The sequence below is a fragment of the Rhodococcus rhodochrous genome (genome assembly GCF_014854695.1).
GTDB lineage: Bacteria > Actinomycetota > Actinomycetes > Mycobacteriales > Mycobacteriaceae > Rhodococcus.
Genome location: NZ_CP027558.1, coordinates 94,459 through 118,588 on the forward strand (window position 1 = coordinate 94,459; position 24,130 = coordinate 118,588).

General features: G+C 63.9%; 16 protein-coding genes and 1 pseudogene. 6 read left to right on the plus strand and 11 right to left on the minus strand.

Annotated features, from left to right (window positions below):
- Positions 1-11 precede the first annotated feature (11 nt).
- From C6Y44_RS25405 to C6Y44_RS25415, 3 genes are read right to left on the minus strand one after another with little or no spacing between them, the layout of a single operon-like run.
- Positions 12-548, minus strand: coding sequence for a flavin reductase family protein (locus tag C6Y44_RS25405; RefSeq protein WP_169833858.1), 537 nt, complete (start codon positions 546-548; stop codon positions 12-14).
- A gap of 57 nt (positions 549-605) precedes the next feature.
- The gene (locus tag C6Y44_RS25410) at positions 606-1,406 is read right to left on the minus strand and encodes an alpha/beta fold hydrolase (protein WP_192379031.1); all 801 of its coding nucleotides are present in this window, start codon (positions 1,404-1,406) and stop codon (positions 606-608) included.
- A complete protein-coding gene (locus C6Y44_RS25415; protein ID WP_192379033.1) occupies positions 1,403-2,668 on the minus strand; it encodes an LLM class flavin-dependent oxidoreductase in 1,266 nt (421 codons plus the stop codon). The genes C6Y44_RS25410 and C6Y44_RS25415 overlap by 4 nt, the downstream gene beginning before the upstream one ends.
- Before the next feature lie 175 nt (positions 2,669-2,843).
- On the opposite strand from C6Y44_RS25415, the gene C6Y44_RS25420 reads away from it, so the two are divergent.
- Complete coding sequence (locus C6Y44_RS25420) at positions 2,844-3,785, plus strand: LysR family transcriptional regulator (protein WP_192379034.1); 942 nt, start codon at positions 2,844-2,846, stop codon at positions 3,783-3,785.
- 336 nt (positions 3,786-4,121) lie between these two features.
- Entirely contained in the window at positions 4,122-4,643 is a 522-nt protein-coding gene (locus C6Y44_RS25425; protein ID WP_192379036.1) for a hypothetical protein, read from the plus strand.
- Positions 4,644-4,895: 252 nt separating this feature from the next.
- Here the strand turns inward: C6Y44_RS25425 and C6Y44_RS25430 are convergent, their stop codons facing one another.
- The 3 genes from C6Y44_RS25430 to C6Y44_RS25440 form a co-directional block, all read right to left on the minus strand.
- A complete protein-coding gene (locus C6Y44_RS25430; RefSeq protein ID WP_192379038.1) occupies positions 4,896-5,909 on the minus strand; it encodes a hypothetical protein in 1,014 nt (337 codons plus the stop codon).
- Positions 5,910-5,919: 10 nt separating this feature from the next.
- Entirely contained in the window at positions 5,920-7,080 is a 1,161-nt protein-coding gene (locus tag C6Y44_RS25435; protein WP_192379083.1) for a tyrosine-type recombinase/integrase, read from the minus strand.
- Between the two features lie 280 nt (positions 7,081-7,360).
- Positions 7,361-8,632, minus strand: coding sequence for a benzoate/H(+) symporter BenE family transporter (locus C6Y44_RS25440; protein ID WP_192379039.1), 1,272 nt, complete (start codon positions 8,630-8,632; stop codon positions 7,361-7,363).
- Positions 8,633-8,792: 160 nt separating this feature from the next.
- On the opposite strand from C6Y44_RS25440, the gene C6Y44_RS25445 reads away from it, so the two are divergent.
- Together C6Y44_RS25445 and C6Y44_RS25450 are read left to right on the plus strand one after the other, a co-directional pair.
- Positions 8,793-9,563, plus strand: a complete 771-nt coding sequence (locus C6Y44_RS25445; RefSeq protein ID WP_085470923.1) for an SDR family oxidoreductase — start codon at positions 8,793-8,795, stop codon at positions 9,561-9,563.
- A gap of 37 nt (positions 9,564-9,600) precedes the next feature.
- On the plus strand, positions 9,601-10,476 hold the full coding sequence (locus C6Y44_RS25450; RefSeq protein WP_216359323.1) for a helix-turn-helix transcriptional regulator: 876 nt from the start codon (positions 9,601-9,603) through the stop codon (positions 10,474-10,476).
- A 385-nt stretch (positions 10,477-10,861) separates the two neighbouring features.
- Here the strand turns inward: C6Y44_RS25450 and C6Y44_RS25455 are convergent, their stop codons facing one another.
- From C6Y44_RS25455 to C6Y44_RS25470, 4 genes are read right to left on the minus strand one after another with little or no spacing between them, the layout of a single operon-like run.
- Positions 10,862-11,656: a hypothetical protein gene (locus C6Y44_RS25455; protein ID WP_085470921.1), complete on the minus strand. Its 795-nt coding sequence runs from the start codon at positions 11,654-11,656 to the stop codon at positions 10,862-10,864.
- A complete protein-coding gene (locus tag C6Y44_RS25460; RefSeq protein ID WP_192379041.1) occupies positions 11,657-13,474 on the minus strand; it encodes a hypothetical protein in 1,818 nt (605 codons plus the stop codon). It abuts the gene before it with no gap.
- A gap of 54 nt (positions 13,475-13,528) precedes the next feature.
- Positions 13,529-14,443, minus strand: coding sequence for a ParB/RepB/Spo0J family partition protein (locus C6Y44_RS25465; protein WP_192379043.1), 915 nt, complete (start codon positions 14,441-14,443; stop codon positions 13,529-13,531).
- Positions 14,443-15,138, minus strand: a complete 696-nt coding sequence (locus C6Y44_RS25470) for a ParA family protein (protein ID WP_080597800.1) — start codon at positions 15,136-15,138, stop codon at positions 14,443-14,445. The genes C6Y44_RS25465 and C6Y44_RS25470 overlap by 1 nt, the downstream gene beginning before the upstream one ends.
- 5,603 nt (positions 15,139-20,741) lie before the next feature.
- On the opposite strand from C6Y44_RS25470, the pseudogene C6Y44_RS25475 reads away from it, so the two are divergent.
- Positions 20,742-21,876 (plus strand): annotated as a pseudogene (locus tag C6Y44_RS25475) (IS630 family transposase).
- Between the two features lie 811 nt (positions 21,877-22,687).
- A complete protein-coding gene (locus C6Y44_RS28215; protein WP_225623882.1) occupies positions 22,688-23,020 on the plus strand; it encodes a transposase in 333 nt (110 codons plus the stop codon).
- Here the strand turns inward: C6Y44_RS28215 and C6Y44_RS25485 are convergent.
- The gene (locus C6Y44_RS25485; RefSeq protein ID WP_192379044.1) at positions 23,000-24,046 is read right to left on the minus strand and encodes an IS110 family RNA-guided transposase; all 1,047 of its coding nucleotides are present in this window, start codon (positions 24,044-24,046) and stop codon (positions 23,000-23,002) included. The genes C6Y44_RS28215 and C6Y44_RS25485 overlap by 21 nt on opposite strands.
- Positions 24,047-24,130: the final 84 nt, after the last annotated feature.

A 24,130-nucleotide genomic window follows, 5' to 3' on the forward strand; every position in this document is an offset into this window, starting at 1 on the left:
GGACGGGTTGTTCAGTCCGGTGTGCCGCTGCCGTGCAATTGGGAAGTTTGTCCGCGGTAGTACACCAGGGGCCGGTTGTCGCTGAAGTCGACGTGGGTGACGCGGCCGATCATGCCGAGATGGTCGCCGGCTTCGAAAACATGGTCCTGTTCGCACAGGATCGTGGTCACTGCGTCCTTGATGGTGGGGATGCCGTGGTGGTATTCCCATTCGCCGACTTCGAATTTCGCTCCGTCGATCCGGGCAAATCCGTGGCAGATCTCGGCTTGGTCCTCGGCAAGGACGTTGATGCAGAAGCATTCGCTGCGGCGCAGTTGGGCGAATGTCGATGAGCCGGAAAAGGCGAAGAATGCCACCAGAGGCGGGTCGAGGGAAACCGAGGTCAAAGAGCCGATGGTCATCCCGACCGGTTCCCCGTCACAGAGAGCAGTCACCACTGCGACCGAGGTCGGTACACGGCCCATGGCCCGGCGAATCGTTGCCGCATCCACGTCTTGGTCCTTGTCCTGTGGAAGAGCGCGCATTGAATGTTGCACTGCGGTGGTCATAGTTGGTCTCCTGGTCTCTCGGGGACCCGGCAGGGATGACATCGGCATCTGCTCGGGTCAGAGGAGGAACTTGTCGACGGCCTCGAGGGTTTCGTCGAGCTTTTCCACCTGAGGAATGTGCCCACAGTCCTCGATGATGGTCACGGTGCTGTCGGCGATGAGTTTGTGGAACTGTTCGGCGTAGATCGCGGAGACGAGTCGGTCCTCGCGGCCCCACACGATCAAAGTTGGTGCGACGACGCGGTGCAGTCGGTGACGCAGACCCCGGTCGGGGATGGGCCAGGCAAACTTGCCGGTGCATCCGAAGGCCCACACCATGGCGGCCGCGGCAGCCTGCTGTTGTTCGATGTCATCAGATGGTGCAAGCATCGCCTGGGCTGCCGGGCTGGTGGGGTCGTGGAACAGCAAGGCCGGTAGCTGCTCGGGCGGGGTGGCGATCCAGTTCGCCGTCGGGGCAGCCTCGCTCCACAGTCCGATCGGATCGAGCAGAATCAGTTTCTCCGGCAACGCCGGGAACGCGGCAGCGAGTTCGGCCGCGAGCATGCCGCCGAAGGACTGCCCGACCACCACGGGGCGATCGAGTCCGAGCGCGCGGATCAGTTCCTCGTAAGCGAGCACCATGTCGCTGAGGGTGTCGATGGTATGGATGGCATATGGATTGCCGTCGCTGGTGCCGGGGAACTCCGGAGCGTAGACGGTGTACCGCGAGGCCAAATGGGACAGGAATGGATCCCATGCCAGGCCCGCAGCCGGGTGCAGATACAGCAACGGCGTTCCGGCGCCGGCGATCTTGACGGTGATGGTCAGTCGGCCGCCCCAGACGTCGACGGTCTGTTCGGTAATGGTCGGAGTGCTCATCGGGCGTTCGCTCCTGCCTGCGTCGCGGTGGTGTAGGAGATGGGCGTGCCGCCGAGCCGGCGCGGCCACCACTGATGCTGATGGTCGGTATCGGTCCACAAGGGACGCAGACGGGGCAGCACTTCTTCTGCGAACAGTTGGATGTTCTTCATCACCAGGTGGCGAGGGAGGGAGCCGAAGCCCAGCATGGCGTGGAGGTTGCCGATGCCGTATTCGCGGCAGAAGTCGAGCAGTTGCTCGGCGACAGTGTCGGGGCTGCCGACTACGACTACCCCCGCGTCGACCAGATCGCGGAAGGTGGCGGTGCGCATGCGGTGGTACAGACCGAAGTCGCCGGGATCCTTGATCAGAGCTTTGACGCCGTTGATGTCGATAGCTCCGGGCAGACCGAGCTTCTCGATCGGAATCGAACCCAAACCTTTCCGGAACGCGTATTCGGCGTGCGGGCCGTACTCGAGCTCGGCACGCTCGTCCGTTTCGGAGACGGCAATGGTCTGCAAGAACCCGATACGGTACGGATTACGGGCCACCCCCGCCTCGTCGGCTTGTTCCCACATCCGGTCGAAGATGCGCTTACCGGTCAGTTTGGCACCGAACCAGCTCAGATAATTGAACCCGAAGCCACGATCGAAACACATCCGCATGGTGCGGGGGTTGCCGATCCCGGTGATCCACACCGGGACGCTCTCCTGCAGCGGCCGTGGCCACATGTTCACCATCGGATACTGCGAATAGCGACCGTTCCAGGCGAACGGATCCTGCTCGCGCCAGGCCCGCAGCACCAATTCGAGGTTCTCGTCGAATCGGGGGCGGACCTCGATCGGCGGGACACCGTTGTTGATGTTGGCGTCGTAGCTCAACCCCACGGTCAGCCCGGCCACCAGGCGACCGCCGCTCATCACGTCGATCATGGCGTACTCTTCCGCGGCGCGGAGCGGCTCGCGGGCCTTGCCCAACGACCGGCCCATCGGGTACACCGCCACCTCGAGCCCTTCAGCCTCGGTCATGTAGGCCAGTGCACTCGAGATCAGATCCGGATTCGGGATCATGTCATAGCTGCTTTGACCATGCTCGGTGACCGCCACACCATCGAAACCACTACGCGCACCGTGCATCAGCTCGTCCATGAAGTCCCGAATCGACGAGTACATCCCATCCCGGGTGACAAGCGAGTACGGAATGCTGCACACCGACTCGTACTTGCTCTCGAAATCATCCGGAAGGTACCGGTACGGCGCCTGCAGGAACAGGTTGACTTTCACGTTTTCTCCTCCGCCAGAGGGACGGGCCGATAGTTGTCCGGAACCGAGAGCGTTTCCTTGCTTGTCCGCTCTGTGATCCACCTCTCACGTCGAAGGCTATGGACAGGCCATCTAGATGTCCAACACTTGTTTTATGAGCTATTGAGATCTTCTGTGTCTGAATAAAGAATTAGGTATGGAGTTGCGCCACATGAGGTACTTCAGCGCGGTCGTCGAGGAGGGTAACTTCACTCGGGCCGCCGAACGGTTGTCCATGGCTCAGTCGCCGCTGTCCCAGCAGATCCGTGCACTCGAACGCGAACTCGGCGTGCAGTTGCTCGAACGCACCACCCGCTCGATCACGATCACCGCAGCGGGCCGGGTGTTCTACGACCGGTGCGTTGCGCTGCTCGACGACGCCGAAGACGCCATGGAATCCGCACGAAAAGCCGATCGCGGGGAAGTGGGCGCACTGTCATTGGGATTCACCGGATCGGCCACCTACGATCTGATGCCCAATCTGGTGCGGGCCTACCGTGAGCGCAATCCCCTCGTCGAACTCACCCTGCGCAGCGAAATGCTCACTCCAGCTCAGGTCGATGCGCTGCTCGACGGCACCTTGTCCGTCGGCCTGCTGCGCCCTCCGGTGAAAAGTCCCGGCATCATCGTCGAGCTGCTCCGCCATGAACCACTCTTGGTCGCCTTACCGGTACAACATCCTCGTGCCATCGCCACTGCGGTCGATCTGCGCGACCTCACCGCGGAGGCCTTCATCGGCTACTGCGACCCCTCCACCATGCACGATGCCCTGATCGCCGCGTGCGAACAGGTAGGCTTCGTCCCTTCCGTTCGCCAACAGGTAGCCGAGACCTCCACCCTGGTTGCCCTCGTCGCTGCAGGCCTCGGCGTCGCACTCGTACCGGAATCGGTACGCCATCTACGCATGAACGGAGTTACCTACCGTCCATTGAGGACCCCGACGATGACCGTGCCCCTGGCGTTGGCCTACCGCGAAGACACCATCGGCCCCCTCATCCGCCGCTACCTCGACACCGCTCGCACAGTCCTGCGCAGTAAGAAGCTCCTCGATCCAATCCCTCACGTCGACACCTTCGGCCAGTACATCGACACGCTCTGAAATCGACTCGACGCTCCGGTGGTGCCTTTACGGCATTGCGACGCCCGCTCCCCCGGCCGATAGGCGCTCTTACGTCAACCGTCACCGTACGGTCGATGCAGGTGGGGTACATGATGAGTGACCTGCACGGATATCTCGCGCCGGGGCACGGCATATCCCGCAGCCGGTGACATGCCGGGATGGGTGAGGGCACCCGACGGGCAGACGGTATGTGCGCTGTCCTCACACGGGTCGAGGGCGAGCAGCCCCTGACATTTCTGAGCCGACTACCCCGAATCGGAGGTGGGCCCGACCTTCTGCCAGGGGGCGGTTGCGTCCGTTCTAGGCTCGGTACCCGTGCAGGCCTTCATCGACGAGAACACCGTCCGCGGCATCATGGTCGTCGCTGCGGTCGCGGACCCGTCGGCCCTCGAGCACGCCCGCCGCACCCTGGCGGGGTTACGGATGAAAGGCCAGGAGCGGATCCACTTCAAGTCCGAACGAGATTCTCGGCGGCGTGCGATCTGCTCGGCATTGGTCACCTTGGATGTGCAGGTACGCGTCTATCACGCTGCTGGTCTTACACCCAAGCTCGGACGTCCGCGCTGCCTCGAGACATTGGTGGGGGACCTCGCCGAGCTGCCGGTGTCTCGACTGGTCCTCGAGCAGGACGATTCGACCGTCAAGTCCGACCGGCGGGTCCTGTTCGAGGCGGCCGGCAAGCACGGGATCCGCGAGCAGCTGACCTATCACCATCTGCGGGCCAAGCAGGAACCGATGCTGTGGATTCCCGATGCGGTCGCGTGGTGCCTGGCCAAAGGCGGAGAGTGGCCCGATCGGGTCCGCCCGTTGATTACCAAGACCGTGACGGTGCAGTAGAAACGCGAAACCCGGCTCACCAACCGTCCGGAAGGCTGCCGGGTTCACTTCACCAGAGCTACTGCCCTGGGCTTCATCTACGATGCCAGAGCCCACGAACAGGCGCAACCCGGTGCGTGATGCGCAATCGCGTGTGTACCTTCCGTAACCGTGTTTGAGCGGGTAAGCACTCTGTTCGAACTCGTCCGGTACCTGGACGATCCGCAACCCTCGCGCCAGAGCGGGTCTGAGGCCGGCCGACCGGGTGGCGTCTTATAGGCCCTCCAGCACTCCCATCAGATCCTGGAGTAGTGCATCGGCGCGGGCTTCGATGTCGTCGAAGACATCGGTGAGGTCTTCGAGTGCCTCGTGATCGCGGTTGCGGGCGGCTGTGCCGCGCTCGTAGTAGTTGGGGTCGAGGGCGATGTCCGGCTCGACCCAGGCGTCGACATCCTCCTGCGGAGGAACAGGTAGCACTCTGTGTGCCGGGGCCCGTCCGGACAGGTGTGCCCGTACCAGCCTCGACACCGACTGCGCAGTCATGGGTTGGCCGTGTGGGAGGTGTCCCCAGCGGTCGATCGGACACAGCAACGGCTGGCGGGCCCGTTCGGTATCGAGCGGATCGGTGACGATCTCGACGGGGTCGGTGAGGTGGTGGCGCAGCAGGTGCGTGCCGGGATGCTGGTCGAGGAACGTCTGGATCTGCGCCCATCGCCGGTAGATCGCGACAGCGGGGTTGTCTCCGGTCTCGGGATCCGGTGGGAGGCGGAATCGTTCGCCGGTCGGGGTCGTGGCCACGAGGGTGTCGCCGTCGAGGCGGATGTCGCGGCGGCGCAGCCTGGTGATGCCGGTGAAGGTCATGCCGGTGGCGGCCAGGACCAGCAGCAGGGTGTCGCGACGGCCGAACAGTCCGCTCGGCCACCCTAAAGTGGGCAGCTCGGTGGCGCGCTGCAGCAGTAGCCGTCCGAGCCGGTCGAGGCGCGAGGCGCGAGTGGTGTCGAGGTGCCGGCGCACCGTCTCGGTGCGCCCCGGCGGCGGGTAGCCGTGCCCGGTGTGGACGGCGTTGATCGCCGACAGCCGACGTCGCTGCGTCGCGACCGCGGCCGGGTGCTCGTACAGGAACAACGCCAGCGTGTCGGGCGCGGCGGGGATGGGCTGGTGGTCGGCTGCGGTGCACCAGTCCGTGAACAGGGCCCAGTCGTGCCGGTAGCGACTCGGGATGTGTAGGCCGAGGTCGGCATCGTGAACATCGTTGCGGCGGATGGACTCTCGTTCGGTGCTGGTCATTGATCGCGCCTCACAGTCCGAGGTTGGTGACGGCGTTGCCGATGAGCGGGGCGTGTTCGCGGGCGTAGGTTTCGAGCATGGCGGGGGTGCTGTGCCCGGTCTGGCGCATGATCGCGTGCGCGGACGCGCCGTTGCGGAAGGCCTGGGTGACGAACCCGGCCCGCAGCGAATGTCCACCGAGCTGCTGGACGATCTCGGGGTCGTAGCCGGCCTGGGCGGCGCGGCGACGGATCACCTGGTGCACCGCCGCCCCCGACAGGGCGGTGTCGGAGAGGTTGCCGTTCTTCCGGATCGCCCGCAACCACGGCGACGTCGGGACCATGCGGGGACGCGACCCGCGGCACACGTGCGCTGCGAACGGTTCGGCGGTGCGCAGCAGGCGGATGACGGCGGGCCGGCCCCCGGCGTCGAAGGCGGCGACGACCTGCGCCCACCGCAGCCACGCACACGGCGGACAACTCGCATGACTGTGCGTGAACGGCAGCGCCCGGACACTCCCCCGCCCCTCCTGATCCGTCTTGGACTTGCGCAGGCGGATATGCAGGCCGTCGAGCCGGTGCAGCGAGACGTCGCTGCAAGTGAGCCCGACGAGTTCGCTGCGCCGGAACGCCCCGGCAAAGCCGAGCAGCAGAATCGCAGAGTCGCGGCGTTCGAGGACCTCCGCGGCCCAGCCGGCACAGTCCGCCCTCGCCTTCTCGACGATGGTGACGATGTCGGCGGTGAGCAGCGGCGCCCGCGGAGTGCGGGGCCGCTCCCCCGCCGCGGCGTAGTCCCGGCGGATCCCGGACAAGGTCGCGGTGACCAGCTCGTCGGCCCCGGGGGCGGGATGGCCGGCGCGGCGGTGGTGGTAGCCGATGCCGGCGACCCAGCGGGCCAACGTCGAGGGTGAGTAGGCCCGCTCTCCCGCCTCCGTGACCGTAGATGCCGCGTCGTGGAGGTAGGCGGCAACCGTCAAGGGATGCGCCGGCAACGCCACATGGCCTTCCCGCTGGCACCAGGCAGTGAACCGGGCCCAGTCGGCGGCGTAGTTACGCCGGGTCGACTCGGACCGCGACCGCGCCGCCGTCCCGGCCACCTGCGTGAGGGTCTCGACCGGCAACATCGGCACGGACGGCGTGGCGGGCTCCGCGGCGGTCGACACGGAGGCGTCGGAGGGGTCCGGATGGCGCATGAGCAGGTCGTCGGGCACGAACCGGGAGCCTACCGCCCTGTTCGGACAGGTTGCCACCGGAAAAAGCGCTCAACAGGGGTTTCGCCGTCGATGGTGCGCTAATGGCAATTAGTGGCATCAACTCCGCAAGAACTATGAGTGACCGGCAACGGAGCCCTCCGTCATGCAAGTCTGCAGCTTCTTCTTGTCGAGATGCAGCCAAGATCGACACACCGACCCCCTGCATTGGAAACGCCCTTCACGACGAACGCTCTGCCCTGCATTCGCCGAGGAAGGCCGCCTAACGCCGCTGGTCCGCGTACTGGCCGCGTTCGAGCACCCTCGAAACGAGGTAACCGATCAGGATGCCCCAGAACGCGGCGTGAATATTGAACAGGTTCAAGTCTGCGATCGTCACCACGAAGGTGACCAGCGAGCCGAAGGTGAAGGTGGTGGCGAAGGCCGTCACGAAGGCCTGTTGAAGCGCTTTGAGCATCGCGATGCCGCCCAGCGCCAGGACGAACGCCTCCGGGGTTGCCAGCATGAGTCGAACCAGGGTCGGGGCAACAAGCGCGCATACCAGCGAGAGCACGCCGTAAACGAGGGCACCGGTGTACTGCCGGTGCTTTTCACCCGAGGACGTCAGCAGCGCATTGGTCGGGCCCGTCACGCATGCCGATACTGCGCCGAACCCCGCATTGAGCACCGAGAAGATTCCGGAACTCATAGCGAAGACGTTGACCGGTGGGCGGTGGCCTGCCGCGTTGAGCACGGCGATGCCCTGACCGTTCTGAACGATCAACACGGTGATCGCTAGCGGCACTACCAGTTCCAGTTGGGCTGCCCAGGTGAATTCGGGGACCGTGAATGTCGGTGTGGCGAAGAACGACCCGCCACCGGGCTCGAGCGTGAACTGGCCGCTGGCCACGACAGCGACCACGCCGACGCCGAGGGCACCCAGGACCGGCGGGAGAAACCTGCCCAGTAACGGGACGGCAGATAGGACGAGGAAGGCGAGCACCATCGGAACGGCCACGATTGTGTTGTCCCGGGTGGCGGTGACGATGTCGGTGCCGAAACGCAGGAACACTGCGGCGACCATCGCCATCACGATCGGCATCGGGATCGCGGCCATCGCTCGGCGCACCACCCCGCTCATCCCCAATCCCAAGATCACGAGTCCTGCGGTGAAGAACGCGCCGACCACTTCGGGAAAGGACAGATGCTGCAGTGACGGTCCCAGCAGCACGGTGCCGGGAATCGACCACGCGAAACCGAGCGGCTGGCGGTACACCAGCGACATCACCACGGTCGCAAGACCGGCGGAGAGGAAAATTGCGAACACCCACGAAGCGAGCTGGGCGTCGGTCAGGCCTGCGGCTGCACCGACGGCCAACGTCACGGCAATCGGCCCGGACGCGGAGAAGACCAACCCGACCACTCCGTTGGCGGCGTACTGTGCGCCCACGTCGCGTAGGACATCGCGCACCCCTGCAGGACGGATGCCAGGACGCTCGAATAGGAAGTTGCGCGCACGGATGGTGGTCGGTGACGGATCGGTGGTGACAGACATGCTCGCTCCGGATCTGCGGATGGGTCCATCCAGTTCACCAGCGTTTCACCCGTGTGCGAGCCGCGGGCGGTGCCCAGTTGATCCTGGGTATGGCATACCCAGGATCAACTGGGCACCGTTGACGACTCTTCTTGAGCCGACATGTTGCTCAGATGGACGCATGACGCATTCCACGAACCTCGTTCCCTCGTCCGATCGCCGACGCGCTGTGGTCACCGGTGCGAGTAGCGGTATCGGTGCGGACACCGCACGGCATCTGGTCCGCTGCGGCTGGTCCGTGCTGGCGGTGGCCCGGCGCCAGGACCGCCTCGACGCTCTGGCCGCGGAGATCGGGTGCGATGTGCTGGCCGCGGACATCACCTCCGATCACGATGTGGCGCGGATCGTGGCCGCTGCCGGTCCGGTTCATGCCCTGGTCAACAATGCCGGCGGGGCGCGGGGCACGGAGTCGATCGATACTGCCGATCTGGACAAGTGGGCATGGATGTACGAGGTGAACGTGCTCGGTACGGTGCGCCTGACCAAGGCGTTGATCCCGGCGCTGCGGGAGTCCGGTCGCGGCACCATCGTCGTCGTGTCCTCCCTGGCCGCCGAGACTGCCTATGCCGGTGGCGGTGGTTACTGTGCAGCCAAGAGCGCCGAGCGGGTGGTCGCCGAGACCTTGCGGTTGGAGTTGAACGGGGAGCCGATCCGGGTCGTCGAGATCTCACCTGGCCTTGTGCATACCGAGGAGTTCTCGCTGCGTCGGCTCGGTGGTGACCAGGCCGCCGCGGACGCGGTCTATGCGGGGGTGCCTGATCCGCTGACCGGTGACGATGTCGCCGAGTGCATCGCGTGGACGCTTGAGCGGCCGCACCATGTGAACATCGACCGGCTCGTGGTCAAGCCGCTTGCGCAGGCCGCGATCCACAAATTGCACCGCACCACATGAGGTCGGGGCCGTTCGGTGCGCGCATCATGGGGGTGTGGTGAACGGAAGGGTCGCGCGATTGAATGCTGGTCTCGAACTCGGTGAATTTCTCAAGGTCAGACGTGCTCTGGTGGCGCCGCCTGAGAGTGGGACGCGTCGACGTGTCCCGGGGTTGCGGCGAGAAGAGGTCGCGGCCCTGGCCGGAGTCAGCTGTGACTACTACACCCGCCTCGAGCAGGGTCGGCACAAACGTCCCTCCGAGACGGTGTTGTACGCCCTGGCCGAAGCACTGCAATTGGACGATTTGGCCACTAGGCATCTGCTCGACCTCGCTCGTGCTATTGCGGCACCACAGCGGCGGCTCCCGACGGCCTCGGTGCAGCGGGTGCGGCCGTCGCTGCACCGGCTGCTCGATACCTTCACCGAGCATCCGGCGTTCATCCGTGGGCGGCGTACGGATGTGCTGGCGATGAACAAATTGGCCGCGCTCCTGCTCACGGATTTTCCCGCGAAACCGGCGCGTGATCGCAACTTGCTTCGGTGGGCGCTTCTCGACGAGGAAGCGCGGCAGCGTTACGTCGATTGGGAGAAGGTCGTGTCGTCGATGGTCGGGACGCTGCGTCTCGATGCCGGCCGTCACCCTGACGACCCACTGCTCGCGCAACTCGTGGGTGATCTGTCTGTGCGCAGTGAACAGTTCCGCCGGTGGTGGGCCGATCATCGGGTGGTGGAGCGGCGCGATGGCATCAAGCGGCTGGACCATCCCTTGGTCGGTCGTATCGACGTGTTCTACGAGGCACTCGAAGTGACCGGGGAAGCGGATCAGACCTTGTTCGTCTACAGCACCGATCCCGGGTCGGAATCGGAGTCCAAACTTCGGGTGCTCGCTGATCGGATCCGCTCCGCGCCAGCGGAATCGGCGTCCGGGCACTGACGGATCGTTTGACCGAAGCATGGGGAGGGCGCGATGCGAGCGCTACGCCCCCTTGTGATGACTGAAGGACGAGTCGGGCGGACGCGGCGGTAGTCGGCCGCATGTGTGCACGGACCTGTGGCTTGTTGTTCGGCCGCCGGGGCCGGAAGCGGTCGAGTAATTCGGCGACGTCGAGCAGTTCCGGTGGACTCGAGTGCTGGTGCGGCGGGACGTGCATGCTCGTCGCGGTGGCCGACACGGTGCCGGCTCCGTCGATGGTGACGCCTGGGTCGGGACTGCGGGTCGGGGTGCTCGAGATAGGCTCCCGGGTGGCTGGGTGGAGTCCGGTGAACATCCGGTTTCAGGTGCTACGCCTGCGTTCACCCGTCATCGGCGTGAGTCGGTGTCAGTGCCAGGTGACGTCGATCTTGTCGATGGCGTCGAAGTGGAAGCCGAACTGGTCGTTGTAGACGTCGAATCCCTTGTTCTCGGGGTAGTCGATGGTGGCGTGGCGTTCGAGGATGGCGACGACTCGTGCTTGGTCGTCATTGGCCAGTGCTGCCGCCAACGCTTGGGATTCTGCGGCGCTGAAGGGAATATCGGAGTTGCCGAAGTCCAGTGTGCGGGTCCGGTAGTCGTAACCTGCCTCGTCGCCGTTGCGTACGTGCACGCGGCCGGTAACGCGGATGGTGGCGATCTTCGGGGTGCCGTCGGGGTTGAGAACACCGGCCTTGTCCATGACGTCCTTGGCCTTGACGTCCTTGAGCTTCGACCGCGCGTCGTTGCGGAGCTCATTGGTCTTACCGGAGATGTATTTGCGCACCGAGGAGGGGCTGCGGCCGATCTTCCTCGCTACCTCGTTCACTCCCCCGAGGCGTGCAACGGCGGCGCGACGCTGAGCCAGCTCGGCGACCTCGCCATGAGGAATGCGTCCTTGCTGCGCCCAACGGCGCAGCGTGCGGTCCGATGGTGGGGTACGGCCGGCGTCGATGGCGGCCTGTCTGAGCCCGTCGTTGCCGATCTCGGTGCGGATCTGTTTGACCGAGACTCGCGAGGTCAACCCGGCCAGGCCCCGGCTGGTTTCTTGCGCCTTGGCGACACCTGCAGCCGCCGCAGCCGCGACAGTAACCTTCATGCCGTCGAGGCCGACAGTTTTCTGCGGCACGGCTTTCGATCGAGGTTTCGGTAGATGCAATGCCATCTACTGCTCCTCATCGTGATCGGCGCCGTGGGCAGCGGCAATCGCCAAACGCACCTCATGGGTGGTCTCGGCCTCTGCGAACGCCAACAGCATTTCGTCGGTGAGCTCGACATGCTTCTCGAGGACCATCTTGCCCAACGCATCGCTGTCGTCGGCGAGGGTCTGCCCCTCCCCCACCAGGTACACCCAGGAATCGGTCATGGTGCGGATCGGCCAGCGTCCGGTCTCGCGGGCGATGCGCATCGCGACGCGGCGGCCACGCCAGCGGCAGTGCGCCATGATCGCCGCTCGCCACAGCGGCTGATGGTGGTGTTGCATGCGGGTAGCGGTCCACATGTCGGGGTTGACCATCCGGCCGACGTAGCCCTTGTAACAGGCTCCGAGGAAGCGCTTCATCGCCGCGTCACCGCTCTCTGCTGCGACGGCGCGCGCCTCGCGCAGCACTTTGGCCCACTTGTCGAGGGCGCGGCCTTGTTCTTCGTAGACCCAGGCTTCGGTGATGTCGAGGTCATCGACGTCGAGGCCCATTCCCCCGTCGGCGATGGGAGCGCACAATCCGTCGAGGCTGATGGTGGTGATCCAGGTCTGTACGGGTTGCTCGTCGAGCATCGCCGGGTGCGGCAGCGGTAGTTTCTCCGGCAGCGCGTACTGCCCAGCGGCAGGGAGGGTCACGCGCCAGATCCCGAAGGGTGGCTTGTCGCTGGTCGCGGCGGCCGCGGCATCGACACCGAGCAGGTTGCGGACCCGGCCGTAGCCGAACGACAGCATGCCCGCCGAGGCCAGATACGCGGCGCGCTGGTCGATGGTGACCAGGGCGGTGGCGCCCTCGAGATCGTCGGCATCGGGGATGCGGGACCAACCGGCGGCCGGCTCGAAGTCCCCGCGTGGGGCGCCGTCGATCGGGGGAATCGGTCCGCCGGCGGTCACGACGATGCCTTTGCCTGTGCGGAGGCGTTCGCGGCGGATCTTGTCCAGGACCGCAGCGCCGGTGCGGGCAGGGGTCGGGCCGGGCAGGGTGTCGAGGTGTTTGATGGACCAGGCCAGGCGGCGGCCGAGTTCGCGGGCGGCGGGAAGGTCGTCGTCAGGGAGGTAGGTGCCGGCGGCGGGATTGCCGAGGATGCCCATGTCTCCGACACGGTTTCCCCAACCGAAGTCCTTGTTCCAATACGTCCACACGTAGGGCTCGAGGACGAGGTCGACCATCTGGGTGGCTTTGCCGACCTTGCGGATCAGGTGGATGACGTAGCCAGGGTCGCCGCGCAGTTCCCAGCCTGCAGCGATCAGAGGTGGCAAGGTTGCCGTGATGGTCTGGGTCAGTTCGGTCGCCGCTCGTTGACGAAGCTGTTCGAGGTCGTCGACGTCGTCTTCGCTGCCGGGGTCGATGCTCCAACCGAGCTGGGAGCAGGAATCGATCCCGACGAACCACACCTGTGCGGTGAGTCCGTGTGGAGTCAGTGCTGCCCAGTGCAGCAGCTTGTCCAGCTTCTCGATCGAGTCGACCGGGCCGGTCAGCCGAACGCCCGAGGGTGTGTACGTCGCTGCGGCGGTGACAATGATCGCGTGACCGTCCGCGTCCTCGGTGACAGGCAGGGATTCCCACGGGCGGACCTCGGTCCCCGGCTTCTCCGCCTCATCGATGTCGGCAACGTCAACGGGGTCGGGTGGGGCGGTGTCTGTATCGGCCGACTGCAGGTCGTCCTCTGCTGGTGGCGGTGGTGCCTCGGTCGCTGTGTCTTCGGCTGCGACCGAACCGTTCAGCGGCTTTTCAGGTTCAGGGTCGAGGTCGAAAAGGGCGATTTGGTCGTCGATTCCGCTCATCGGCTCACCACTGCAGTCCTTCTGCGATCCACCGAACCTGTCTCCGAGTCGCGGTTACCGGAGCTCGAGTGCATCGATGAGCTTGCGACGCTCGTCGTCGGTGAAGTGCTTCCGCACCGCCGCGGCCAGCACATCCGGATCCGCTCCCAGACGCTTGAGTGCCTGAGCCACCTTGTCCACCGGCTCGAGCTTGCTCGCAGGCTCTTTCGGCTGCGGCGCCTCAGGCTCGGCAGTCTCTGCGTCGGCTTCGGGTTCCGGATCAGGGTTCTGGGCTGCTTCCCACGCCGCGACCTGTTCCTCGAGCGGAACCCGCGCCAACGAGCGAGCCTGGCGCACAGCGAGATCACCTGCCCGCAGGGCTGCTTGCAGCTCGGGGGCAAGTTTGAGCAGGGCGCGACGCTGGGACACCCAGCCCTTGGAGCGACCGAGTTTCTTCGCTGCTGCGTCTGCGCTACCGAACTCCGAGACCATCAACTCCACAGCCTTGGCTTCTTCGAGCACGTCGAAGTCACGGCGGTCGATGTTCTCACTCGTTGCCGCCCACAGGATTTCACCCTTGTCGACGGCGATGTTGTCGCGCAGCACCACATCGAGACCGGGACGGCCGTACTTCTGGGCCGCAGCGAGCCGGCGGTTGCCGTTGACGACGATGTACCGCGCTGCACCGAGATCGTCTTCATCCTCGGGCCACAGTTTCAACCACGCTGTGCGGCTGACGACGGTGCCGGGTTGCAGCTGCCGGTCGGCGATCGTCGCCAGATCCGACAAATCCCCGAGTTCGTCACGCGGGTTGCGGGGGTTGGCGATGAGCTGATCGACCGGAACATCGGCGAGCAGTTGACCTTCGAGCGGCTCGATCGTCGTCTTCGTCTTCGTGGGTGCGGGGGTGCGCTTACGGTCGACCGGAGAGTTGTCGCCGACTGCTCCGACGAGGGAGGCGAAGTTCGCGCGCCCACCCTTGGGCGGCATCAGCGACCACCATCCGCGAGCTCGAGGCTGAGCTTGTAGAAATCCTCCCGTGCCTGCAACGAGACGCGGTTGGCTTCGTACTCGGTAACGACGCGACCTTCGGCAGCGGCGCGGGTGTGGACCTTGTAGTGCCGCACCACCGTTCGCGCCAGCGGCCAGCCGTTGGCCTGGACGAACTCGCGGGTCTGCTCGAGGTCCACCTTGCCGTCGCGGGGATCCCAATTGTTCACCACGACAATGAATTTCTTGCCGAGAGGTTCGATGACCTGCTTGATGGTGCGCGCGGTGGGATCGAAGCACAGCGGTTCGGGTTCGATCGGAACGATGACCAGATCAGCGACCTCGAGCACGGCGCGCAGGGCGTCGGCGGAACTGCCGGTGCCGAGCACATCGGTGCCGTCGTCGGCACCGGACAGGTCGATCCAGCCCGGGGTGTCGACGTAGACGTGCTTGATGCCGGGCAGCTTGTCGAGATTACGTAGCACGTCGAGGTTGTCGTGGACCTGATCGATCAGAAACGGCAGTTCCTCGACGCGTGAGGCCCACCAGACTGCGGAGCCCTGCGGGTCGACCGAGATCGCGGCGACCGGGGACTGAACATCGTCGTCGTCACCTGCGGTGAGGACATCCGCTTTGACGGCGGCGAGGTTCATGGTGAGCGTCGATTTTCCGACGCCACCTTTTTGGTTGAGCATGACATGAACAGCCACAGGTTACCTCCGTATGCTTCACCCCAGGGTGGGGCTACTTCGGACTCGCGTCGTCATCGCTTGGCGGAGATGACGATTGCGCCTGCACCACTGTAACGGTTTCGATGCAGTTTCATGAGGCGCGCAACTCGTACAATAGACCCTTACGGGTCTACCGAACAAGCTTTCGCCGTATCATCTCAGATGTGCTTCGCTACCTGACTTTGCACGAAGTTGCCGACCGTGTCGGCATTACATACAACACCGCCAAAGGCTATCTTCGGAAAGGCGTTCTGCCACAAGCAGATGCGTCGATCGGGCCCCGGTTCGGTTGGCTCCCTGAGACTGTCGACGCGTGGATGGAAACGAGGCCGGGTCGAGGTCGAAGGGTACACAAGGGCACTCCCCCGACTCGAGTCCGCCTCGGTTCGGGGCCGAAAAGACTTTGATCGCTTCGGCGTGTCACCGGCACCGTTGCGAAGGCGTCGTGCATGACGCGGAACGCGGTGCTGGTTCTACCGTTTGAGGGGTATCTCTACCCTGATTCCATTTCGTCACAGTGACGATCATTTATCACGCCGGTCGTCATGCGCGACAAAGCGTGCACGATGCTTTTCGACGCTACACGCAACACTGCCCTGGTGAAACTTGCTGAAGGCGGATAGTATCCCGGCTCTCCTTGCGCCGTCGCCGATCGGCGTATTCCGCTTCAATGGTTGCCCGATACCGTCTGCCGAATCGGCAGTTTACCGCGGTAAACTGTCGTATGTCTTGACCTCGGCGCTCCGTCCATCGACGGATGCTGTCAGGAAGAGCCTCATTCTCATGGTGCCGTTGTCTTGAGCACCCAACCGATGTGTCACCTGCGCTGCTCATTCATGCACGGGTCGACTCAGGGCTCGAACGCCGATCGCGCGGTCTCCCCTGGACTCCTCGCGATAAAGGCATAGCAGAACCTTGGGCGATGCCCTGTGGCACGGACCTAACTGCAGTGGCGTTGGTTTCTCAATCTCCCCGACCCCAAGTCCTAGCAACCCATTCCTACAAAATCGGACTGCGCGACTGCATCAGCAGAGTGTCGTTGTATGTCGTGTCTCGGTGCGACCGCCTCGTTTACCGCAGTAAACGAGGCGGTCGCAAAGGCCGCTTCTAGCTTGCGTTGCGAGCTCGTCGCGGCCCACATCAGATGCACTTCACCTCTGGACAGACGACATCCGCGAGGGGTTTACCGCGGTAAACCAGCCCAGCCTATGTCCTCCATTGACGAATGCGTGCCCGCTCGATCCGCCTTGCCAATATCCGTCCGCGAGATCATGAGGGCGTGGGTCGATCTATGCTGGTTTACCGCGGTAAACAAGTCCCTGCCCCACTCCCCCATCCGGACGGTTTCGGCGCAACCTGTTACAGCAGAATCACAGTCGACGGGAGGTGGGACAGAACGCACCGGGCGTACGTCTCGTGTTCGATTCGCATTCTCCCACCGCGCACTGATGTTGTTTACCGCGGTAAACAACGCGGACCTGTGGTCGGTCCTCCGTGTGGATCACCCCTACAGCCGAGGCTCCGATTCGTGCCGGCGAGAGTGGATCTCACTATAGATACCGAGACGCTCTATGTCAGAACCCCTATAGCCAGTGCGGTTTACCGCGGTAAACCGCACTGGCCCCGGACTATCTGATCGTGTCCTTCTCCAGCTCTAGTGCGCTAGCAGAATCCAACTCGCCTTGGCGGTTTACCGCGGTAAACCGTCAAGGCGAGTTATTTTGGCACCGGCGATCACTCGTCCCGACGGAACATCCCTCGGCACCAGTGGCCTGTACGAGATGCGATGTCTCTTAACGGTCTGGGTGCAACCGGCAAGGAAGGGGCAATGCGCTGAACAAGCCGAGATGCGAACGGTGGAGCAGTACTGTCTTCCGCGGGTCATTGGTTTACCGCGGTAAACCAGTACCGCGACAACGTTGATCAAGCTCGCATCCTGGCGCTCCCGCTCAGGAGATTCCGTTCCTGGTTTACCGCGGTAAACCAGGAACGGTTCAAGGGCGGACGTCGACTAGACACGGACTTGCTATTTACCGCGGTAAACAGCAAGCCGCAGCAGGGAAGATCGTTGACGCGAAGCGCAACCGATCGAAGGGCGCAGACGGTCGAGCAAGTGCCATGGTCGGTGAATAGCCCGCGAGAGGACTAGCTTCGTGCCCTTGGTTTACCGCGGTAAACCAAGAAAGCGGAGGCAGGGTATCCCGCCGTCGAGCAACTCAGAGGTAAGTCGGTGGTCGTCGAGCCTGTCGTTTACCGCGGTAAACCGAAGACACACCTAAGATGGTTGGGGCTCATCCGAGACGCGCCATTGAGCCACCTTGCCGCTTGACCGCGATAGCACAGCATAGGAGCCCATGGTGGGCTCGGAAGTGATAGCCATCACCGCCACGGAGAACAGGACGAGATCACCGGAGATCAGATGAGGGGGTGGAGAGGTCTGGTTTACCGCGGTAAACCACGGAGTCAACTCCTACGCGAAGACGCACCTTTGTGATAGCCCACCCTGCAGCACAGGGGGAATCTCATGGTTTACCGCGGTAAACCACGGGTGCGCACTCATCGCTGGGCCGACGCACCGCTCAAGGATGAGGTCTGGTTTCGTCCAACGTACCTGCTGAGTGGCAACACTCGAGCCTGCCGTCAGTCACCACTTTTCGGGCGTCCTAAGCGCGTTTCTCTTGCAACACGCTGCGGATCCGCGCCATCGCGGTACGCCGAACGCTTTCCGATGCAGTCTTCTGCGCTCGTTCCACCATCGCGAGTGCAGCTGCATGACGTTCGGCATCGCGACGTCGTTTCGCGGCCTCGGCACGCTCGGTGGGGGAGGGGAGTGACCAGTCGATCGCGGAGAGTCTCCATCGAAGGTATCGGACAGGATGCTTCAGCGAACCTCGCGCAGGCCACATCCAACCACGTCGCCGAGTGTCTTCAGTGAGCGCAATGGCGATATCGCGACCACTCCAACGCTCCGGATCGACGTAATGGTCCCTGAGAGCCTCGCAGACGGACCCGATGTGCTCACCGGTGTCCAGACATGGAGCATGCGCAATTAATCCCGCAGCGGCCTTCTGAAGGCTGATTGAGCGCGGCTCTCTGGGTTGTTTTTGAGGGTCATCCTGCCCGCGCGCGCTCGCGCGCGTTGTCTTGTACTTCTTAACAGAAGTACAAGTACTAAAAGATAGAGCAACAGATTGGGGGCCATGGTCCCGGCTCTGGGGATAACGCGGCCGCCGCGGTTCGTTGGTTGCCGCGGGCGTCCTGGTCCAGCGCTGCGCGGGAGGCGTCGCCTGGGGCAGGCGGTCGCGTGTGGTCCGAAGGACGACTGACCTGGGGGAGAGCAGAGCCCAGACACTGGTGGCCTTGACCTGTTTACGTCCGTGATGCGCTTCAGCTGCCCACTGTTCGAGTGTACGTAGGAAACGTCCTCGGACCATTTCGCGGGCCAGTCCGAGTTCGGCCAGGACTCGCCGAGCGCGCTTGAGGACAGTGACGGAGACCCCTGCCCGTTCTGCGAGTACCTCGCGGGACGCTGTAACGCGCCGGCCTGTCCGCAGGTCCGCGAACGATGCCATGCTCACCGCGACCGCAAAGACCCGTTCGGGGTCGGTGTGATGGTTCCGGCACAGGTTTCTGCCCTCTTCTCGGTTGAGAATTTCGCGGACCTGTCGTTGCCATTGTGCGCGTCCGGACCAAATGGGGGTTTTGGACTGCATTTGGGGCGAGACGGGAATTGACCATGTGCGGCCGCGCTGGTCGCTTTCCTCATTCATTTTCTCGACGCGTTCGATATTTGCTTTCGCTCGGAATACGGCGTCGGAATATTGGATATTGCCGAAATTGGAGAGGGAAGAAGCAACGTTTTCTGCCTCCGGGCGTGTGATCTGCTCATCGGAGGTCGTCGAAAAGGTTGTTTGCTGTTCAGGGCATGGGGTACCCTGAGACGTACCAGGCACGGTAAGTCCCTTCGGGGAATCGGGGATCTCGGCAAGGAAATCCCTGGTGAAAGCACAAAATGGAGTCGAAGCGGCAACTTCGGCCCCAAAAGGACACCTGACGGTGAGGGTGAAAACTAACGCCGTTAGGTGTTCGGAGTTCCGGTCGATCTCGGCAAAGTTCGACCGAATGACGAGCCCCCGCAAGGGGGCTTTGTCATGTGCTGTCCAAGCGTCATGTAGTTGTGTGCGATGGGTGCGGTTCGATCTCCTCCGGTCGGTTTATATTCCTGGCAGTAATTTCATCACATGATCCCTCTCATGTCGCGCACCGGCTCGAATTTTATTTTCACGGGTCGATGGTGCGCGAGAGTCGGGCAGACGCATTGACGAACCGTAATTACGAATCGTGCCCTCACGCCCCCGATTTCGCGGAGACCGGTGAAATCAGGGGAGGAGGGAGTGAAAGGTCAGTGTCTACCCGCCCCGGCGTGCCGTGAGCCATCTTGCAGCGACATCCGGCGCGGTGCGCACTCGAAGGCGGGTGCCGCGCAGGTCGTAGGCGCCGCCGGGGCGCACGTTACTGGCTGGCAGTGAGACGGTCGAATCACGCGATCGGACCGCTCTTGACATCCTCGAATCGCACAGGGGGCGGCGTGGATGAACCAGGGCGGAGCGTGTACAGGTGTGGCCGTAGACGAAGTCGGCGGCGAGCACGTAGTGAAGAGAACACGTCCCTCCGCGCGGTGGATGCCGGCAGAGACGGGCTCCTTGGGACTCTCCGAGGGAGTAGGTCTCTGCACGCCGTGCTCGGGTGAAACTGCGTCGAGGAGTCCGGGGGTAGTGCGTTGGCTTCGATGAGTCGCTGGGCGGTGGCGGATGGAGCGTGCCTGATCCGTTCGGAGTAGGGGACAGGGTCCGGTGTGACGCCTGCGCTGCGCGCACGATCGCAATGGGTGATCTCGAGTCGCCGGTGTCGCGTGGGAGAGCTGATACGGATCTCGGGGCGATTCAGGGTGCCTGGGAGTCGGGTGTACTGGTGGGTCGTGCGTCGCCGAGAGGGTCGCCCGGAGGTGCCTGATGCGTGCAGGAGAGTTGATGTTCGTCGTGCGGGAGCTTGAACTCAGGGAACCTGGCTGGATGAGCACGCGACTGGGGCGGAGTCAGCTTCGAGTGGGTCGGTGTCGACTCGAGTGGGAGAGTGGCCTGGTGCACGCAGCTGCGGATGGGTGCAGTCCGCGGTCCGCGATTGGGTCTTCGCGGTGCGGGACCCGTGCCAAGGTTGGTCTTGTTGGAATGACGAGCAGTAGAGAGTTCTTGTCGCGTAGTGATGAGGAAGGGTTCGACCAACCCGTCGCTATTGTCGGGGGCAAGGGTGCGGGTTCTATTGGGCCTTCGCTGCGGTGTCTGCGGTCCTTTGCGGAGTGTGGCGTCAGTAGTCGTGCGCGATCGTGATGCGAGATGGCTGGCTTTCGTAGGGCGCACCTACTGTTGACAGTTTCTTCACTGTGTTGGTCCAGGCATCAGGTCGCGGCCGGTGCTGAGCTAGTGCCGCACCCGTGAACCTTTGCCCGTTCTGGCCGACACGCCGACCGGTTGCGGCGTGTCGGCCACGGGATCGGTCAGCCTGGTCGAGTGGCAGAACGAGTACGCGTGCGAGAGATCGATGACGACGAAGGCAGACGGCTGGTACGGATCATCCGCCGCGGCACCGGATCGGTGGTGACCTGGCGGCGCGCCCAGATGGTCCTGCTCTCGGCCCAGGGCATGCCGGTACCGAAGATCGCCGAGGTCAGCTTCACCAGCGCCGACCGGGTCCGTGATGTCATCCACAACTTTGGGCGCCGACGGATTGGACTCGCTGTACCCGAAGTACGCCGGCGGCCGGCCGAAAAAGTTCACCCTGCCGGAGCGCCGAGAGATCAAGAAGATCGCCAAGTCCGCCCCCGCCGAGCACGATCTGCCGTTCTCGACCTGGAGTCTGACCAAACTCGCCGAGTTCCTGGTCGCCGAGGGGGTGGTCGACGACATCAGCCACGAGGGTCTGCGCGTGCTGCTCCGCGAGGAGGGTGTCTCCTTTCAAAAAGTGAAGACCTGGAAGAGATCTCGGGACCCCGATTACGCGGTGAAGAAGGCTCGGGTCGAACACCTGTATGCCATCGCCGATGGCGATGTCGTGTCCGATCCCGATGAGCCACAGGCGATCTTCTGTCTCGACGAGTTCGGTCCCTTGAATCTGCAGCCGCATCCGGGCCGGCAGTGGGCGCAGCGTGGCGGCAGGCACAAGGACCCGGACCGGGAGCCGCGGCGCCGGCGGCGGGCGACCTACACCCGTCCGAACGGGGTGCGGCATCTGTTCGCCGCGTACGACCCGGGCAAGGACAAGCTGTACGGGCACGTCAAGACGACGAAGAACCGCTCCACGTTCCTCGAGTTCTGCCTTTACCTGCGCACTCTTTACCCGGCGGAGGTTCGTATCGCGATCGTGTGCGACAACTTCTCGCCGCACCTGACCACGAGGAAGTGCCAACGGGTCGGTCTGTGGGCAGAGGCGAACAACGTCGAGATCGCGTACACCCCGACGAACAGTTCGTGGCTCAACCGGATCGAGGCGCAGTTCACCGCGCTGCGGTACTTCGCGCTCGATGGCACCGACCACGGCAGTCACCGGGAGCAAGCGTCGATGATCCGTCGCTACATCATCTGGCGCAACAAGCACGCCGAGGATCAACAGCTACGGGAGATCGTCGACAGGGCAAACGTTGCGTGATGCGGCACTAGTTGACGGGGAGTCCGGCTCGAACCGTGATCGGCTCATGAGGTCGTATTTCCGGCGATCGGGTCAAGTGAGAACGTTTGTGTTCAGAATCCCTATGCTTCGGTCGTTGAAATCCTGTCGTGGGGACGTGAAACGACGTCGAAGCTTGTTGGTTGCTACGGATTGCTCCCTCTGGCGGTGGTACGAAGGACACCGATGGGCCGCTGCGCGAACCGAATTGCGGATTCGTTTCCGTCGGCCGCGATGGTTACTGCGGTGGTGCCGCGTCGAACGGCTTCGTGGCCGATGCGATACCAGAGGGCTTACGAGACGTACCATTGTTTCGAAGTCTGGTGTCGTGCTTGCTGACTCATGGGGTTCCCCGAGCGGCGAACGTGGCTGTAGGAATTGTGAGTCGATGCGATCGCCCATATGGCATCTCGGGCGCAGGGTATGGACCTGATGGGCGCGAGTACGCGATTGGTGCGATCCGGACCGCTGCCGCTGTTTTGTGTGGTCACGGGTCTACTCAACTATTTCGCGGATCACGGTGCTCTCACGGGTCGAGGTGGCGTGTGACGGGCTGCATGAACGGATAGGCCTCGGTCGTCTGATGTCGCATGCGGTGACGAACCGCGATAGGCATGGGATTACGGACCTCTATGTGGCTTGTCGGCCATGAGTTCTGAGGCGCTGGATCGTCGCAGTCGTGCGATAATTTCTGAGTAGAGTTGTTCATGTCAATGATATGGGTTGGGACTGATGTAGGAGCAGGTGACATCTGAACTGTGGTGCCGTCAGGCACTGCTGGAAGGATGGACCCGTGCCCAAGCCCTATCCGAAAGAGTTCCGCGACGACGTCGTCCGGGTGGCCCGAAACCGCGAACCAGGCCAGCACCTGCGGCAGATCGCCGCGGACTTCGGCATCAGCGAATCCTGTCTGACCAACTGGATGCGAAAGTCCGACGTCGAAGACGGCATCACACCCGGCACCACCGCCAGCGAGAACGCCGAACTGCGCGAAGCGCGCAAACGCATCCGGCTGCTCGAGCAAGAGAACGAAGTGCTGCGCCGGGCTGCCGCGTATCTGTCGCAGGCGAATCTTCCGGGAAAAGGACGCTTCTATGCCTGTGTGTCAAGCCATTCGGGTGCGTAGTTCGCGATAGAGAGCGCGACAGACGTAGCGTTTGAGGCAACGTCGGATTTCGCGTCGGGACAGACCTTCGGCTCGGCGACGCGCCGCATAGACGCGGGTGGCGGGATCGCAGCTCAGGCGAGTGCGAACGACGACATCGATCGCGCGGTTGAGTTGCCGGTCACCGGATCTCGAAAGACGGTGGCGGGTGGTGTTGCCGGAGGATGCCGGCAGCGGGGCGATACCACCGAGGGAGGCGAATGCGGCCTCCGAGCGGACACGCCCGTGGTGGGAGTACGCGGTGACGAGTATCGCGCCGGTGACCGCGCCGACTCCGGGAATGCTCTGCAGTCCGGGCGCGAGAGCTTCGGTGAGCTGCGCGAGCTGACGGTGGTTGATCCGTAGGAGCTCGGTTTGGTCGAGGACGGTCCTGGCGAGCCGGCGCGCTTCCTCACGGAAGACACGCACGGGTGCGTCATCGCGGCCGGTTCTCCACCCGGCGATGACCGCGATCTGAGCATCGGTCAGTGGTCGTCGTGCGTCGACGGACAGATCGGTGCTGCGGAGCAGCGCGGTGAGGGCATTTCTGTTGGCGGTGCGCTGCTGGTCCATCAGAGATCGTGCAGCGAGCAGGACGCGCAGTGCCGCCCGGTCTCCGGTGCGTCGGGGCTGGGCGAGGCGATCGAGGTGTTCACCGATCACGGCTCGTGCTGCGCCTTCGGCATCGATGGGGTCGGATTTGCCGGTACGAGCGCGCGAGGGTCTCGACAGCGGCCGGATTTCGGCAACGCCGATTCCGGTTGCGGCCAGGGCGGCGGTGATTCCGGCGCCGTAGGAGGAGGTGCCCTCGACTGCGGCAAGCAGGCTCGTTCGGTTCGAGTGTCGAGTGATCCAGCTCGTCGCGCGCGTGATTCCGGCGGTCGTTGTCGGGAACGTCGCGGTATCGACGACGGCGCCGGTGCGTGTGTCGACGAGGCAGTAGGTGTGGCTGCGGGCATGGGTGTCGATGCCGACGACGTGGTCGAACCGTTCGGCGACTGTGGTCATGGCAGGTCTCCTTCGTGGGCGGTACTTCGGTGGCCCGGTTGGGGAGTCGCGTAGAGACATATCTGTAATGAGTCACGCCGCGGT

What these genes read in the sequence shown, in the direction of transcription:
- C6Y44_RS25485 (WP_192379044.1), bottom strand. Translation starts at nt 24,046, where the DNA reads ATGACCACAGTCGCCGAACGGTTCGACCACGTCGTCGGCATCGACACC.
- C6Y44_RS25465 (WP_192379043.1), bottom strand. Translation starts at nt 14,443, where the DNA reads ATGCCGCCCAAGGGTGGGCGCGCGAACTTCGCCTCCCTCGTCGGAGCA.
- C6Y44_RS25455 (WP_085470921.1), bottom strand. Translation starts at nt 11,656, where the DNA reads ATGGCATTGCATCTACCGAAACCTCGATCGAAAGCCGTGCCGCAGAAA.
- C6Y44_RS25470 (WP_080597800.1), bottom strand. Translation starts at nt 15,138, where the DNA reads ATGCTCAACCAAAAAGGTGGCGTCGGAAAATCGACGCTCACCATGAAC.
- C6Y44_RS25435 (WP_192379083.1), bottom strand. Translation starts at nt 7,080, where the DNA reads ATGCGCCATCCGGACCCCTCCGACGCCTCCGTGTCGACCGCCGCGGAG.
- C6Y44_RS25445 (WP_085470923.1), top strand. Translation starts at nt 8,793, where the DNA reads ATGACGCATTCCACGAACCTCGTTCCCTCGTCCGATCGCCGACGCGCT.
- C6Y44_RS25430 (WP_192379038.1), bottom strand. Translation starts at nt 5,909, where the DNA reads ATGACCAGCACCGAACGAGAGTCCATCCGCCGCAACGATGTTCACGAT.
- C6Y44_RS25460 (WP_192379041.1), bottom strand. Translation starts at nt 13,474, where the DNA reads ATGAGCGGAATCGACGACCAAATCGCCCTTTTCGACCTCGACCCTGAA.
- C6Y44_RS25410 (WP_192379031.1), bottom strand. Translation starts at nt 1,406, where the DNA reads ATGAGCACTCCGACCATTACCGAACAGACCGTCGACGTCTGGGGCGGC.
- C6Y44_RS25440 (WP_192379039.1), bottom strand. Translation starts at nt 8,632, where the DNA reads ATGTCTGTCACCACCGATCCGTCACCGACCACCATCCGTGCGCGCAAC.
- C6Y44_RS25420 (WP_192379034.1), top strand. Translation starts at nt 2,844, where the DNA reads ATGGAGTTGCGCCACATGAGGTACTTCAGCGCGGTCGTCGAGGAGGGT.
- C6Y44_RS25405 (WP_169833858.1), bottom strand. Translation starts at nt 548, where the DNA reads ATGACCACCGCAGTGCAACATTCAATGCGCGCTCTTCCACAGGACAAG.